A 14,693-nucleotide genomic window follows, 5' to 3' on the forward strand; every position below is an offset into this window, starting at 1 on the left:
TTCGGTAGTCACAGAACGCTACTCAACGAGACTGCTAGTGACCCGTATCAGCCCACAGTTCTGGCCCATGCCTACTAAACAGGCCTATTTCGGTCCGTTTAGCAAAACTATCTCTATCTTACTCATATATTCATATCCGCCTGCCCCTAATATCAATTTATTGAACACTCATCAACAAGAAGCACAATGACTGGCACGGCCTCATTGTCCTCATCCGTAGAACTCGCACATGCTGACGTCACCCAATGAATGAGGCCGCCGCCTTCCAGAGGAACTCGCTGGCAACACGCCATCAAGAAACCCGCTCCACCAGCGCGTCGTGAGCCGCTCTGGGTGGCGTTTAAGCCACTTGATTGGGTAGACTTTCTTTGCCAGGCTATGGTGATGACACCCCAGTCGGTGAGCATCACTGTCGTCACCTTGGACATTGGTCTACCCCCACGCTGTCCGCCGTTCTTGCTCAATACGTTTGCTTGATGTATTCGTTTTGTATCATGATCTTAGTCGTCTACTCGGTTATCAGCCTGTCTACGTTTTTTCAGAATTAGTTTGATCAACAGCAGCGCCGCTAGCCCAGCGGCGGCTTTCAAGCCCGCCGACCGCGTGATTTGCAGGACCGGTTCGGAGCTAACCAGCAACGCTATCCCGTAGAACAACTGTCCGAGGTTTCCCCAGCACCAATGAAACAGCACCGCGCGGCGAACTGGGACGCGACGAACAGTGTCGTCGCTGTTGCCGTCACCGCGCTTGCTGGATGAATGAGGAACTCTTTGATCGACATTAGATGATAGAAGCACCTCCTCCGGGGATGAAGTCTAATACAATCCTGACGGCGGTCCGTAGGCTGGTCGCGTACACGACCACCACGAGAGTGTACACAATCGCCACCCCCGGCAGTCCCGCCGGTCGCATCCAGTTGAAAAACTCAACCACCAGTTGGACACTCAAGTCGATAACACCGTCAAGAATCGGCTGACTGATGGCTGACACGCCGTCAATGAGCATGTTCGCGATTATCTCCGTCACATCTGCGAGGCCGAGCGTTCCCTCTGTCGACGATCGTGGCTCGCCGAGAAACATGAGAGTGTACGCCCAGAGCGCTTGGGAAACAACTTCTTCAACGCCGTTCAACAGCGGGGTCAGAGAGCCCAAGAATGAATCTGATCGGAGAACTCCTGAAGTCCGACAGAACCGGAGGGATCTCTGGTGCTACGTCAGCCACCTACGAGTCGCTGGCCTTCTTCTCGGAGTCTGCGAACGACGACGAACAGCGTCAACAGCGTGAACACCAGCACTGCGAGGTAGCCCTATAGTCCGAACCATTCGACACTGCTACCCATTGGTTCTTTTGGCACCACTGCAGAACCGGGACGGATAGCTCACCCAAGACTTCCGATCCCATCGATGGCTCACTGGAACTCACGTTCCCGACGAACGAGGTCGCACTCTCAATGAGTCGCTCGGGAATGTTCAAGAGTTTGTTTATAAATCTTCACATCCCTACATAAAGCGTCGTGTTTGGTTAGCTCACAACACTTCTCAACGAAGTCGAGGAGATTAATTTGCATGCCAATCTACTTCTTCAATTTCAACCTTCTAAGCCGTACACTAACCAATTAAACAGTCAGCATGGCAGGGCATTTAACAACAGAGTCATGCTGTAAATAGTCTGTGTAACTGGTACACACACTTGTTTTCACTACTGAAATGCAGACTGTAGGTCCGTATAGAGGTCCACAATCCAGTGGTGGCGCATCAGATCAGTTATTACAGCAGGCAGTCTCAGGCACGTAGACACGTCTCGACGTAGCGACGGAACTCAGCTTTTGACTCCGCGATAGTTTGTGTGTCAGCGGTCAAATATTCGGTCTGAATGCCGATAAGGACAGTCTGAAACAGCGCTGCCGACTCTTTCGGCTCGTCAACATCGAACACACCCTTATTCACGCCGGCGCGAATAATCTGGGTCAGTTGTTTGCGAATGAAGTTGTCGCTCCGGCGAAACAGCTCGTAATACTCCTCATTGTGTGCCGTCTGTGCGCGGAGTTCGATAACGGCCTGTGTGAAAGCACAGCCTTGGCTCTCTGTCTCGTCGAATATCTCGTTGACGACGATATCGATGTAGTCTCCAGGGGGTTCCTTTGAGAACAGGACTTGCTGCTCAATCTGTTCGAGCATATACCCGAGCAGGTCTAGGAGCAGGCTATCCTTGTTATCGTAGTGGTGATAGATCAACGACTGACTTTTGTCAAAATGGGCCCCGATTTTCTTGATGGTTAGTCCCGCATAGCCATGTTCACACAGCGCATAGTATGTGGCTTCAAGGATCTCCTCACGGGTGCCGGAAATATCTCCGAAAAATGACGTCTCATCGATCATTGGTGGTTATAATGGCGTACGTGCATATTTGCATTCTGGTTGTAATACTGCGATAGTGTCGCTTCTGAGGGGGTTCGTGGTGGATGGGCATGAAGGGGCGTAACCGGAGGAGAGTCTCCCTTCTCTCTCATTTGTCATACTGGTGTGGGTTCGCCAGTAATATTGACTAAATAAGCAGTCAACTTGACTCTGCTGATTCCACTCTCAGAGCAGCAAGTGCGGCTGAAGTGGGTTGAAACAACATTTGATCATTCAACCTGACCGTTTGAATAGAGAGGTAATATGTGGAGCGAGAGCTGATTAAATCATAGCAATGGCTAAACTTCTTGTTGTGTCCTGTTCATTGCACCGTTCATACCCAACCATGTTATTCTAGTATTGACATGACTATGCCCCGTGGACTAACTGGTGATATCTAGGACCGGAACACACTGGTTTCCATCAACACCGAAGCATAGTCGCTCGGGGACTACGACGGCCATGAATAGCTTCGAGATTAGTGTCAGCAAGGGGTAGAACTGGTTACTTACCGAGACTCAGCACCCCACAAAGCCGGGAGTTAGGATGTCTGCTTGCTGCGAGTGTGCCTAACAAACAGAAGCAAGCAGACAGTGAAATCCATCAGGACGAACTCCTTAATTTCCTCGTCAAACCAGTCGACGAGGAAGTTGCTCCTGACCTTGCCAACAACGCAGATACAACGCAGAGGACATTCACGAGGTCCTCGTCGGTACGACTGCCGACGGAACCTCAATCTTCACACTATGTAAATCAAGTGAAGACTCGCTGCCGACGAACACGATCCGTTACTAGCTCCGAACAAAGTTCGAGTTGGAACAGCTCGAATGAGTCGCTAACACACTTCTTCAGACGGATGCCGTCGGACTGCACTTTGGGCAGGTGGAGGTCTGCGCGGATCTTCGCCTGAGGCCGTTACTGTAACAAAGACAAGACAGACTCCTACTACCATTCGGGAACCAAATTCAGCGAGAGCCACTCAAACGAACGCTAACTACTGATTCACCCGAAGATTCACGAGTAGCGCCGAAGAAAATATTGTGAAGGCCACTTATTGAGTGTCACTAGGACATAACATACGATCTTCCGGCTGCGTTTCTGGAGTTCACTGTCGATAGATTCGAGGAAGCGATCGATACAGAGATCGGCGACAAACTATCAGAATATCTTGAGTGTCCACAGAAAAGCTTCTGCAACTTCAGTCCGACACGGAACAGCGGCGACTCCAAGCGGCACTAGCCATCCCCGGTCACGAGCCATGACAAACGAGGTATTTCGCGAATAATTCACACAGCTCGACGAGCGACTGGCAGCCACCATTTGAGGCATCGTTGAACGCGGCATCGACGACGGAACTCTCTGTGATGTCGACCCCTCACGGCTGCGGAACATCTCTTATTGGATTCACAAGGCTGATTTACAGTCCGAAGGTGGTCGGTCACCGGATCACGTTGCGGTTGATGAGACCGTGCTCAACTCAATAATGAACAGTACTGGCTGTACGCTGCTGTCGATCCACAGACGAATAAATTGCTTCATACAAAGCTTAGACCGACCACGACGAAGATTCTCGCTCATTCCTTTCTCACCGAACTCAACGAGAAACACGACGTTGACGACGCTGTGTTTCTCGTTAATGGCTCCAAATCGTTACAAGTTGCGTGTCACGGCACTGTCTAGTTAAGCCAGTTTGAGAAGTGAGCAGTTCATGCTTTGGGTTGTTCATGCTGTCGCCAGAACTGCTCAGAGAGACGTTGGACACGGCAAATCTTGAATGTTGGGAGCGAGAGCGGACGGCCACGCCCGTCAGGGCGTTGGCCGTCCGGCTCCACGCGACTGGCTGTTCACTTAGAGAAACACAAGCAGTTCTGCACTTATTCGGCGTACAACGCTCTCATCAGGCAATTTTTCAGTGGGTTCATCGAGTAGCTGACAGCGTTCCCGACCCGCCTGAGGCGCAGCCGAAGCGGGTCGCGGTAGACGAGACCGCTGTCAAAATCAATGACGAGTGGTCTTGGTTATATGCCGCAATAGACCTCGACACCAAGTTGATACTGGGTGTCGATCTATTCGGATCTCACGGGACCGATCCAGCTGCTGCGTTTTTGCATGGACTCTCCGAGAAACACGACCTCTCTGAGGCCGTGTTTCTCGTCGATGGCTTCGGCTATCAGACTGCCCTTGCTCGATTAGGGCTCAGCGGTCGGCGTGATTACACAGACCGAAACCTAATTGAAAAGTGGTTTCAGACACTCAAAATACGGATCGACCGCTTCCATAATTCGTGGGTGGGCAGTCGGTCGAGCGTTCGCCGCTGGTGCTTGCAGTTCGCACATTATTATAACCGCCAGCGACCGCATCAGTCACTAAACAATCGAACGCCAGCTGAGGTTGTGACTAACTAGACAGTGCCGGATGTGTCTAACAGACAGTTGTGGCGCCCCGTGGAGACGTCGTCGTTTCTGATCATGACCACACAAGAATCGTTAATATGATTTTACGAGCTGCATTGACAGTCCTTGCTTTACACCAGACTGTCTCCACGAACCATCCTTGATAACCGATTCTGCCGGTAACCATTGATTAAGAATGCCTTCGAAAAGAGGGGATGCACGTCGCCGCCGCCAGCTCGGTCTTCTTCGAGCGTATCTTAATCACGACTGATGTCTTATCAGGACAGAGCTGGACATTCAAACCGAGTCAGTAAGTAATGCTTTATCAGTAGTTGTTAATGCGGCCAGTTTATTCACCTTCAGCCCTGTAATAAATCCTTCAGACGTATTCTTACGAGGTGATCTCCGAATAAAGAAACCATGCTACTAACTACTGTTATCCGGTACTGAGTTGATGACATTCTCCCGTTTTAATATACGAACCTGTGTGCATCGTGTAGAAGGCGGCGACAGCTGTGGGATAAAGATGTGAAGAGTAGATATGTGGAAGCACTCTGTTGGGTATCATTTTTCGTATCGGAAATTGTATGTCTGGAGAGGTGTGTTCTCTGAGGTTTGTATTAATTGGGGACGTTAGGAACAGTATCGCAAGACAGTGAGCGGCAGTTCGAAAAGACAGAATATGTACTGGGGTGGCGCTGCACTTTAGCCCATTTCGGTCAGAGAACATGCGCTACCTTTCAGTTAGATAGTGCCATTGCTTGAGCGATTCTCCGATAGGTATTATATAACAATATCCGCTGGGAATCTCTCCAAACTTGATGAGGCAACAAATCATCATCTGTGTTGTTATAGTTGCTGCAGTAGGTGCTACTGGTACTGCGACTAACACTGAAATTTCAGCATTACAAGCACTGGATTCGGCTTCAGAGCCCACTCCAACACCAGTACCTACTCCAGAGCCCACTCCAACACCAGTACCTACTCCAGAGCCCACTCCAACACCAGTACCTACTCCAGAGCCCACTCCAACACCAGCACCTACTCCAGAGCCCACTCCAACACCAGCACCTACTCCAGAGCCCACTCCAACACCAGCAGACGGCCCAGTGGTTGTCGAAATTGGGAACTGGGGTGAGACAGTGCATAATAGTTCAGAAGTCCGATTTCGAGTGGTTAAGTATCGGATCACGGAATCTATCGAAGAGAGTGATGGAGATGTAGAAACGCCATCAGACGGTAATAAGTTTGTAGTTGCTACTATTCAGATGGCAACAGATCCTGGTCATAGGGTTAGTGTCGGGCAAGAACAGTGGTCATTTACTGGACTGACAGATGAGGAACATAGCCCACATGAGGTCACCACTGACGTCCGGAATGGCTTCCCAAATAAAACAGAACTGCATGGAGATCATGTTCAGGGTACTATAGTTTGGGAAGTGAGATATCCAAGCGATGCAGAGTTTAATATGGTGCCTTACAATAACCAAACTGGACGCTCAGGCCGTGTAGTCACAAACTAGGCTATCCGTTTCCAATATTCTTAGTATTCTCCGTCCACTTGCTCAACCCTTTAAAAAAGATCCGGCGCTAATTAATAATTATTGAACGTAGTGGTGCGTAGGTCACACTTCATACTGGATTCTCATACAGGTAGTTACGACAGCCTCCAGGCCACAGGCAGCGTTGTTTTCTATTGGCGTATCCACTTCCAGATTTCAGAAATTTCCTCTCGAAAATAGTCAATTATCGTTGAATTCCCCACCTATTATCAAATGCAAGGAAATACCAATCAGAATTCGATCGTCAAATGCCACGATGTCCACCAAACACAGTCTGGAGTTGGCTAAATAGACTCGAAAGGCTTGGAGCATAGCTGTTCGAATCCGGCATTTACCTTATAAACTGGAGGACTCGACCCCTTCTCACCCATATCGAACCGACTCCACCGGCATAATTAAACAGATATACGAACATAATGAATTGGTTTGAAATTAATGGTGAGGACGCTTTTGACGGCGAGATCAAAGTGTTTGAACAGTGCCCACGTCGGCGTCGTGAAACGGTGGCGTGGGGTCGACGTGAAAGTCGTCCGCATCTCCGAGCCTATCGAACAAGGCGACGTATGACACAAACGCAGGCTCTCACGAAGACACTCGTGTTCCACTGGATGGGCAACGAAAGCTTGCTTCACCAAGCCCGCTTGGAGTGTCGTCAGGTGTCCAATGAGGTACTACGGCTCAGCTATGACGGCCGGGACTGGAACGAGTTTGGGGATATTGTTGAGGAGGATGCCGACCTCGTGCAAAACACGGTACAGTGTATTATTAGCAGTAGATAGTAGCACGATTTCTTTACTCAGATCTTACCTCGTAAGAATACGTTTGAAAAGTTTATTACAAGATTGGAACTGAATAAACTAGCCGTATTAACAACTACTGTTAAATACGATGCAGCTAGAAATACAAATTTTTTATTTTTATATGATCTTATTGTAATAGTACTGTGGAGAGTAAAAATATAATGTCTGACTTAGCTAGATGATTGAGATCTCTGAATGTAGACACTTGTCTTTGGTTTTAATTCCGTGTTTTATTACATCTTATACGCTCCATAGTAACTTCAGTTCACCAAACGCTCACGATCTGGCGTCTGAAGTGGACTGTCCCAAGTGACTTACAACCCGAAAAAGGGGAGAGAGGAACATTCAGGATCACCAAAGCAACTTCGCGAGCCATCATGTTCGAAATACGGTATCACTTTCATTCGTGAATTGGTCCTACCAGCGCCGGTCTTTCTTAACCATTCTGGCGGTTACTACTCGAAAATGGGGTGTGTGAGAAAGACCGTATCATCTAGACCATCATTCGCAAAATCCAGATTATGTGGATTTTGCTTCAAGGTTCACTTCCCCTAACAACGCGAAAATAGGGTGGGTGAAACATCGAACTAGGTGTATTACCATACCCAACGTCTTACAACTCGAAAACGGGGAGTGAGTGAGTCAATAGATTCGATGTACCCATAGATCTGCTGTGGTATCTCTTATCCCCCTCCGATTTACAAACCGAAAATGGAGGGGTGTCCTACGATCTCTTTGTCGTCGGTACAATCTATGATACGGAGACGGTGAGAAACGACGGAAATTCGGGGTGTGTGGTCCCATCGATATTGGTCTACCTCCTCGAGGCTTACTCGTCTGGGTTGACTGAGTTGTACTTGAAGGTCATTTTATGACCTTCCCACCACTGCCAGTAGTAGCGATTGTCGTTGGTCTCCTTGATCGTGATCGACGCGATGCATATGTTTACACCACCGTCTGGAGTGCGCTGCTGCCAGTCGGGACAGGTACAGAATTTCGCGATGATCTCGGCCTCGTAACGATTTCCAGAGGCGGCTTCCACTTCGAATCTACCACCCTTGGCGAGTAAAATGAAAGTCATTGTTTCTTCGAAAACGCGTTTCGTTCGTGGCTCGAGGTCGTTTGCCGAGCTGAGGCCATCCGATACGAGCATTCGGTCGCGAACGTCTTCCGCCTGTCCTCCATCTGGAGCGAGATCGCTGTCAATCCCCTGAATCCGATTCTCCAAGAGTGCTTCCACAAGACATTATCTAATTCTGGATGGCCTCAGTTGGCGTTTGTCCATCGAGTGCTTGGTTCGGTCGTTCGTGGTTATAGTGGTGTCTGAATCGTCGTAGCTATTGTTTTGAGCTGGATTGACTGCCCTCCAAGAAGAAGTGAATGCGGCCGATTCACATCGCCACAGTCTGGAACCATTTTCGATGTGGTTCCTAATTCGATAGTCAAGCTGACCGCTCAAACCGTGACAGGAGAGGAGTGCTTGTCGATGGACCGACTTAACAGCCAAAGCTACAATCAAGCACAAAATGACAACGGTACTACAGACAACACTATGACAGCTGCAAGACAGACTTACGACCAATCAGAGTGACATAGAGACGGGAAGCGTTGGCTCACCGAGCGACAGACCCCGAATAGATACGACCGCAACCAGAGTTCCCGACAGATTGGCGACGTTGGGTCGGTTCACAACACCCACTCGACAATGGCAGAGGCGGAAGAGGGCTGAGCGATTTAGTCGGTGTATTGGGTTTCCCAGTCACGGCGGGCGTCAATCTCCCGACGTCCACGGCGCGTGAGCGTATAGCAGTTTGTTCGCTGGTCATGCTGCCCCTTCTCGACGAGGCCCTTCTTGACAAGTGTGTCGATATTCGGGTAGAGTCGACCGTGGTGGATATCCCCCTCGTAATAGTTTTCTAACTCTTCTTTAACCGCAGTACCATGTGGTTCGTGCTGGCCAGCAATCGTGTACAGTATATCACGCTGAAACCCTGTTAGATCGTGCATGCTCTATCGGTAATTTGTATCCGCTATATTTGCGTTTTGAAACAGATGTGCGGTTTCGTTGAAACAGGGTCTTTGGATATGTCATCACTAACTGAGTTGATGAAAAAAGCGGAGGAGAATTCGCAGAAATTGTCTGATAGCTGTTGTTTAGTAGTTGGATGGTGGGCTTTGGTTCTAACGGCGTGAAGACTATGAAGTGAAATCTATTTGTACATTGGCTATAACAGGTCTGCATGTATGCAGACGGTCCTCGCAAGCACACTCTCTAACACACAAGTAGTGAGTACCGACGGCGAAGAACTCGGAACCCTGCATAACGTCACGTTCAATACGATTGGTGGCAATCTCAAACAGATTGTTATCGAGACGGACGCACAGGAACTCTTCGGGAAAAATCAAGACGGCGATGGCTATGTGAGGCTCCCTGCGGAACTGATTGAAGCAATCCGTGACCACCTCATCATTCGATCGCCTGACGAGTATCTCGGTTAACGCCAGCACCGCCCAATCATAACCCGTTTTACTCTTACAATCTAGTTCCGTACGGTTCGGTGTTGGCGGCAAACAGCTATGAATTCGTCATGAGAGTTGCTTACACGCTCGTACAGCGCCTCGAATTGCTCTTTCTGAGTGGCATCGTCGCCTGTCGTCTCGGTACTGGATCAACATCTCACGTTCCGGTACATTCTCAACGCCGAAAGCATTGCCAGACAGCGGGGTAATAAGCGTTACAGTAGACTAGAGCATTCCCACATTTGGTAGCTCCACGTCGGTCCGAAAGTCATGCCGAAGAGTGTATGGCGATCAGAGAAAACAATAGGGTAACGTGGCTCACTGTGCTGCTCAACGAACACCAGAACAACTCACGGAGAGTTAGTGAAAAAGAGAACGCTCAGCTAAGACAGGTACACACGTTGAACACTCCGTCCAGATGCTTTCTGTGTCATCGTCTTGTCATATTCAACCAGCAGCCACGGTGACGTGATGCGTTCTTCGCAGTTTGGGCAGTGGCCGAAATGTTGTGTATCATTAGGCACAGAAAAGAGAGGGGAGAAGTCTGCGTTCATATTCTTTCATAGATAATTCAGCCTGCATTGAAAATAAGTGTTTATCAAGTTACGAACAGTGATCGCTCAGTCTAATCGCCAGTCAGTTGTCCAAACAATCGGTACAACGACCAGTCCCGGGAAGAGATGGCTTCCCACAGTCTATGCACGCATCAACTGCGGTGTGGTTCTCTGCACCCGACTCAAGATATTGCGTGACTGTTTTCCATATCCGTTGAATCATATCTATAACACCGTCTCCAAGACGTATAAACTCATTATTCGAGGCGTTAGTTGATAGTGCTCTGGAGTGGTATGTATCACACCTGCACCTGTGTGATCAGGTGCAGAATAGTTGGTTACTGGTGAGTCTATGTGGCTGTTGTGATGATTGTGTCTGGTGTGAGTTAATCATCTGTGGTCGCAAGCACGTATCGTTAAAGAACGTGACTCAGAGATGCCGACTGGAGTCCGAGCGTTAGTCCAGTGCGCCGAGTGAATAGATCATTGGCCGGGATCGACACTATCGGTGACCACGCATCGATTGAGACAGATATCAACGAGTTCCCGACCCACCTAGACGCATCATATGTCCTTACTGTAGAAAAAACAGTAATCGCCTTTTATGGTCTTTTCGTTGTCTGTCTCCGTTTTATCATACCACAACTGACATTCTAATAACCAACAGATTGATCAGAACATTATAACCTCAAGATTTGATGGAACATGGAACTTGACTTAGGCACACGCTCCGCATTCCACCCCTTGCCATTGAGGTTGGACAGAAAATCGTTACGGGGCGGACTATCATTACCGACTCTCGAAACTCCTGTAAACCGATCAACCGAACTGGATTCAACCGACACAAGGATGATTATCCTTCCATATAGCTAGCTATTATGAGCCTCATTGATTCGTTGTTGGACGATACCACTTCAGCTGAGCCGGAAGATTCGTCTGAACCGACGATCAAACTCTCTGAATCTGAGAATGAAGTTGTCTACCCAGTCGTTGTAGAGGCAAGTGAATTGTCGGCCTACAAGCGCCTCTTTGAGTACGATATTGAAACACCATACGGTGTGCCCGAAACGCCAGAGTTTCTTGAGGACGTACTCAACGAGCCATGGCGAGAAGCCACACTTGGTGACCGATCGTGGCAAGAAGAGACGAACCAGACAAGAGATGCTGCAAAGGCGATTATCGGTGCCTGGAGTACTGAACTGAGCGGTGAGCGTGGCGTTATCCTCATGCCAACCGGCGCGTATTACTACCTTGCAAAGCCACTATGGGCTTGTGGGGTCCGGGTTAAACAAAACAAGGCCCCGCCCAAAATCATTGATGACCTTCTTACTGCGGCGTCGCTTGTGAAGCGTCTCAAGTCAGCTGAAACGGGTGATGTCCCAGCCGTCTTCGCGCATGTTGGCGATGTCCCGATGACATCTGGGGAAATGGATTCTTGCTGATACTGCTGGTGATGCCTGCTCGATCAGATGGATGGCCGGCCCTCACGGGCCTGCGTTGGTACGTCTGCGATGCACTCTTGTTGAGCGTGAGCGGAAGTCGACATCATTACGCTCTTTTACACATTTTCATTTGGCTTCGCTGCGTGTTCAGATCTCTCCCTGCAAGTATTTTGAACTCCAATTGAGATGGGTAACTGCGATCGGCTCTCCTACACAGCGTTCCATGACTGGTACGAATCAGGCTTTGCTGCATTCCTTCGGGCGGTTCTCGGTGACGCTATCGAGAATTTTGATACTGGGTGACCTGACTTGAACAAACCTTTTGAGCGATTTCGAGAAGTCCTAAGTAATATCACTGCGAAACCACAGAACGACTTCAGCAAATGATTGTCGATGAACCAAAAGTAGCGATTTAATAACAATTGGCTTTTGATAAATTCCAGAGACAGTGAACACGGCTATCTCCGAGCATCTCGAACTGTTTGAAGCCTTGCTACACCGGATGCTCCCAATCGGGCAGTTTCGTCTCTGGTGTCGTGCTGCTCAATGTGAGTGATGCTATACGTTCTTACCATCATCAAGTATGGTGGATGCCTACCAAGGCCATGACGACCGATCGTCCGCGACCTCCTGACAACGATCTAAATACATTGAGATGATATGCCCCAACTACTGACAGATTTCGGAAGTTGATACTACAGGGGGTGTAGCGGGGCCCCTGATGCGTGTATTTGGACGAACCGTCGAGCGGAAACCGCTGCAGATTAGCACTCAGCCACTCGTTCCCCTTCCAATACTAATGATATTGCCGAATGCTCTTGGGAAGCAGGTTGTTGGTTGGGTAGACCTGACGCTGTGAAAGCGTAGCGGGCAAGGGTGACGCGGTAGCGTCACCCGAACGCAATGTTCCCATTTGAATTGCTTAGCTCAGAGGCGAGCGCCGCGAACCTGCTGGAGCAGGTTCGCTGGCGCAATGGCCTCTACTGCCCGCGCTGCCAGTCTGAGTCAGTGATCAAACACGGCAGCTATCGAGAGTATCAACGGTATCTATGTAAGGATTGCGACCGCACGTTCAACCCCAAGACCGGCACGATCTTCGCGCACGCGAAGAACGGCCTTGACAGGCTCTTGTTTGTGTTCTACTCGTCCCTCCGATTCAACACGAGTATCCGCCAGCTAGACGCTGAAATCGACGTTTCCTACCGGTCGCTTCGGCGGCGCGTCGAGCAGTTCGCCAGAACGCTCGACGCGCCTACCCTCGATCTAGTTGGGCCGGTCGAAATTGACGAGTTCTACGTCGCTGCAGGGAAGAAAGGCCGCGAGCGCGACCGGGAGCCACGCTCGCGTGCCCTTTCGAAAACGTGGGCGGGGAACGTACGAAGGGGACAAACCGCCAGTGTTCACGCTCGTAGATCGCGGCACCGATCAGCGATACGTCGTTCCAGCGAAATCCGACGACAAATCGACGGTGCGACTCCTTCTCGGCAGCCGTGAGGAGGAGTCGCTAACTGTCTACACCGACGGATTTCGAGTGTACGATCCACTTGACAAGGATGAAGATTACCACCGAGAATCAGTAATTCATGGCGACGGTGAGTATGTCGATGGAGACGCTCACGTGAACTCGTGCGAGAGCCACGCGTCGCTGGCGCGTGGCTCTCGCCGCATCGAGGCGTCTCAAAAGACAAACTGGCTGCGTATCTCAGACCGTTCCAACTTCGACGACGTATTCTCCGAAAACCGGGTCGAAAAGCGCTCAAAGAGATTGTTCAGGCAGTTCTCTGACTCACCAACAACGTACTTCGCAAGAGCGTTGCCGAATTCAGAAGACTGGGTAGTGTAGCAACTCGACACTGCGCTCCCCCAGATTGAGTTCTCTTTACCCGATCCCAGTCTCCTTCTTCAACAACGTGAGCGTGTTATCTGCTGTCACCATCGGTGAGTGTTCGTACTCACCAGTCAGCTCGACCCGCACGAGTAAATCGACGGGTCGCCAAATCGAGTACAGCAGACACGCAAATACGAAATAGAAGAGGCGTAGCCCGGAATCTTTCGACAGGGTGGCAGCCATGGATCGCTTGATCGATCTGTATCGGACCTTGCTCTTTCACTGATACCCGTATTCAGTGAGGAAGCTATTACTGCGGTTAGATATGAACGCTGAGTACTGTTGGTGGTCGTCATGCTCAGGATCCTCTTTTTGCTGATAAATAAGTATCGTCTCCTGCCATTCTTCTTCCCGAGATGAAATTTCCTGTCAGTCTCGTACCGATCCTGACCTCGCTGGAAGAATCGCTTTGCTTGGTTTCTCGCTTGTCTCCATTCGTTTTGGGACGTGATACGACAGTCCACGCTGGCTGAGCATCTCCACAGTGTGCCGACTGTCGTACCTACGATCCATCAGTACGTTATCGACGTGAACGGTATCTTGGGCTGAATCCAGCAGATCCTCTACTATCTCTTTTCGTGATTCTCCTCTTCGCACAGGATGGGCATCCAGCACAATCGAAATCGGGCAGCTCCGAGAGGCAGCACTTATTCCTGGAGTCTACAATATAGAATATAAAAGCTGCTAATATTCTCTAATCTAATAGAACTGTTTGCTATTAGTTACAGTGACTAGTGAGTTAGCAGGGGTCGTACTGGATCCAAGTCACATTAAGAAACTGCCATGCTGTCGGGTAAGTATCATCAGCAGTGACAGATGATTTATTATGGCCTCAGCTAATATATTAGCTATGTCTGGGTTGGGTTCCTATGCAACACCGTCGGGACGAATGTTCGCAGCTGCATGGACTGGCATGGCACTCGTTATGTCACTCTTCGTGGCAATCATGACAACATTTGATATTCCGGTTCAAGCTACCTACGTATTCGCTGCTGGTTTGACACTCAGAGAATTGGTCGGCCTAGCTTCATGGGCGCTTCAGCGATAGCCATGAACACTATTTAGACTTCAGAAGCACAGCGTGTCATAGAATACGTCTCATACCCTCTACGCGGTAATTTTGGCTACTTCGTTTCA

The 14,693-nt window shown here is 49.5% G+C and carries 11 protein-coding genes and 6 pseudogenes; 10 read left to right on the forward strand and 7 right to left on the reverse strand.

Annotated features, from left to right (window positions below):
- Positions 1–780: 780 nt before the first annotated feature.
- Positions 781–1,080 (reverse strand): hypothetical protein, encoded by a 300-nt coding sequence (locus IEY38_RS17275; protein WP_004592194.1) that lies wholly within the window; start codon positions 1,078–1,080, stop codon positions 781–783.
- A 74-nt stretch (positions 1,081–1,154) separates the two neighbouring features.
- On the opposite strand from IEY38_RS17275, the gene IEY38_RS17280 reads away from it, so the two are divergent.
- Positions 1,155–1,313 carry a hypothetical protein gene (locus tag IEY38_RS17280; RefSeq protein ID WP_161607599.1) on the forward strand — a complete coding sequence of 53 codons (159 nt, stop codon included), beginning with the start codon at positions 1,155–1,157 and terminating at the stop codon, positions 1,311–1,313.
- A 469-nt stretch (positions 1,314–1,782) separates the two neighbouring features.
- Here the strand turns inward: IEY38_RS17280 and IEY38_RS17285 are convergent, their stop codons facing one another.
- On the reverse strand, positions 1,783–2,379 hold the full coding sequence (locus IEY38_RS17285) for a TetR/AcrR family transcriptional regulator (RefSeq protein WP_004592195.1): 597 nt from the start codon (positions 2,377–2,379) through the stop codon (positions 1,783–1,785).
- Between the two features lie 583 nt (positions 2,380–2,962).
- On the opposite strand from IEY38_RS17285, the pseudogene IEY38_RS21350 reads away from it, so the two are divergent.
- From IEY38_RS21350 to IEY38_RS21355, 5 genes and pseudogenes are all read left to right on the forward strand, one after another.
- Positions 2,963–3,361: pseudogene (locus tag IEY38_RS21350) on the forward strand (ISH3 family transposase); the annotation flags it as partial.
- A gap of 435 nt (positions 3,362–3,796) precedes the next feature.
- A pseudogene (locus tag IEY38_RS17290) lies at positions 3,797–4,065 on the forward strand (IS6 family transposase); the annotation flags it as partial.
- 56 nt (positions 4,066–4,121) lie between these two features.
- The gene (locus IEY38_RS17295; RefSeq protein WP_004592196.1) at positions 4,122–4,802 is read left to right on the forward strand and encodes an IS6 family transposase; all 681 of its coding nucleotides are present in this window, start codon (positions 4,122–4,124) and stop codon (positions 4,800–4,802) included.
- A gap of 809 nt (positions 4,803–5,611) precedes the next feature.
- Positions 5,612–6,313 carry a collagenase gene (locus IEY38_RS17300; RefSeq protein ID WP_229775364.1) on the forward strand — a complete coding sequence of 234 codons (702 nt, stop codon included), beginning with the start codon at positions 5,612–5,614 and terminating at the stop codon, positions 6,311–6,313.
- 510 nt (positions 6,314–6,823) lie between these two features.
- Positions 6,824–6,919 (forward strand): DUF2080 family transposase-associated protein, encoded by a 96-nt coding sequence (locus IEY38_RS21355; RefSeq protein WP_229775365.1) that lies wholly within the window; start codon positions 6,824–6,826, stop codon positions 6,917–6,919.
- 1,062 nt (positions 6,920–7,981) lie between these two features.
- Here the strand turns inward: IEY38_RS21355 and IEY38_RS17310 are convergent.
- The 3 genes and pseudogenes from IEY38_RS17310 to IEY38_RS17320 all read right to left on the reverse strand — a co-directional run bounded on the left by IEY38_RS17310 (position 7,982) and on the right by IEY38_RS17320 (position 9,159).
- Complete coding sequence (locus IEY38_RS17310; RefSeq protein ID WP_188979937.1) at positions 7,982–8,305, reverse strand: hypothetical protein; 324 nt, start codon at positions 8,303–8,305, stop codon at positions 7,982–7,984.
- 97 nt (positions 8,306–8,402) lie between these two features.
- Positions 8,403–8,626 (reverse strand): annotated as a pseudogene (locus IEY38_RS17315) (IS6 family transposase); the annotation flags it as partial.
- A 260-nt stretch (positions 8,627–8,886) separates the two neighbouring features.
- Entirely contained in the window at positions 8,887–9,159 is a 273-nt protein-coding gene (locus IEY38_RS17320) for a PadR family transcriptional regulator (RefSeq protein ID WP_004592199.1), read from the reverse strand.
- A 237-nt stretch (positions 9,160–9,396) separates the two neighbouring features.
- Here IEY38_RS17320 and IEY38_RS17325 point away from each other — a divergent pair, with 237 nt between their 5' ends.
- Positions 9,397–9,651: a PRC-barrel domain-containing protein gene (locus IEY38_RS17325; protein WP_004592200.1), complete on the forward strand. Its 255-nt coding sequence runs from the start codon at positions 9,397–9,399 to the stop codon at positions 9,649–9,651.
- A 404-nt stretch (positions 9,652–10,055) separates the two neighbouring features.
- Here the strand turns inward: IEY38_RS17325 and IEY38_RS21950 are convergent, their stop codons facing one another.
- A complete protein-coding gene (locus IEY38_RS21950) occupies positions 10,056–10,226 on the reverse strand; it encodes a DUF7837 family putative zinc-binding protein (RefSeq protein ID WP_446685134.1) in 171 nt (56 codons plus the stop codon).
- Positions 10,227–11,104: 878 nt separating this feature from the next.
- Between IEY38_RS21950 and IEY38_RS17330 the strand changes: the two genes are divergently transcribed.
- From IEY38_RS17330 to IEY38_RS17335, 3 genes and pseudogenes are all read left to right on the forward strand, one after another.
- The gene (locus IEY38_RS17330) at positions 11,105–11,668 is read left to right on the forward strand and encodes a hypothetical protein (RefSeq protein ID WP_004592201.1); all 564 of its coding nucleotides are present in this window, start codon (positions 11,105–11,107) and stop codon (positions 11,666–11,668) included.
- Between the two features lie 61 nt (positions 11,669–11,729).
- A pseudogene (locus IEY38_RS21360) lies at positions 11,730–11,968 on the forward strand (IS4 family transposase); the annotation flags it as partial.
- 603 nt (positions 11,969–12,571) lie between these two features.
- Positions 12,572–13,453 (forward strand): annotated as a pseudogene (locus IEY38_RS17335) (IS1595 family transposase).
- Positions 13,454–13,547: 94 nt separating this feature from the next.
- On the opposite strand, the pseudogene IEY38_RS21365 reads toward IEY38_RS17335, so the two are convergent.
- Positions 13,548–14,180, reverse strand: a pseudogene (locus tag IEY38_RS21365) (transposase); the annotation flags it as partial.
- Between the last annotated feature and the right edge of the window lie 513 nt (positions 14,181–14,693).

It is taken from the genome of Haloarcula sebkhae, assembly GCF_014647415.1.
GTDB classification, from domain to species: domain Archaea; phylum Halobacteriota; class Halobacteria; order Halobacteriales; family Haloarculaceae; genus Haloarcula; species Haloarcula sebkhae.

Coding starts and splice junctions, on each gene's coding strand:
- IEY38_RS17295 (WP_004592196.1), top strand. CDS start 4,122: ATGCTGTCGCCAGAACTGCTCAGAGAGACGTTGGACACGGCAAATCTT.
- IEY38_RS17285 (WP_004592195.1), bottom strand. CDS start 2,379: ATGATCGATGAGACGTCATTTTTCGGAGATATTTCCGGCACCCGTGAG.
- IEY38_RS17310 (WP_188979937.1), bottom strand. CDS start 8,305: ATGCTCGTATCGGATGGCCTCAGCTCGGCAAACGACCTCGAGCCACGA.
- IEY38_RS17275 (WP_004592194.1), bottom strand. CDS start 1,080: ATGTTTCTCGGCGAGCCACGATCGTCGACAGAGGGAACGCTCGGCCTC.
- IEY38_RS17325 (WP_004592200.1), top strand. CDS start 9,397: ATGCAGACGGTCCTCGCAAGCACACTCTCTAACACACAAGTAGTGAGT.
- IEY38_RS17330 (WP_004592201.1), top strand. CDS start 11,105: ATGAGCCTCATTGATTCGTTGTTGGACGATACCACTTCAGCTGAGCCG.
- IEY38_RS17300 (WP_229775364.1), top strand. CDS start 5,612: ATGAGGCAACAAATCATCATCTGTGTTGTTATAGTTGCTGCAGTAGGT.
- IEY38_RS17320 (WP_004592199.1), bottom strand. CDS start 9,159: ATGCACGATCTAACAGGGTTTCAGCGTGATATACTGTACACGATTGCT.
- IEY38_RS17280 (WP_161607599.1), top strand. CDS start 1,155: ATGAATCTGATCGGAGAACTCCTGAAGTCCGACAGAACCGGAGGGATC.
- IEY38_RS21950 (WP_446685134.1), bottom strand. CDS start 10,226: ATGAACGCAGACTTCTCCCCTCTCTTTTCTGTGCCTAATGATACACAA.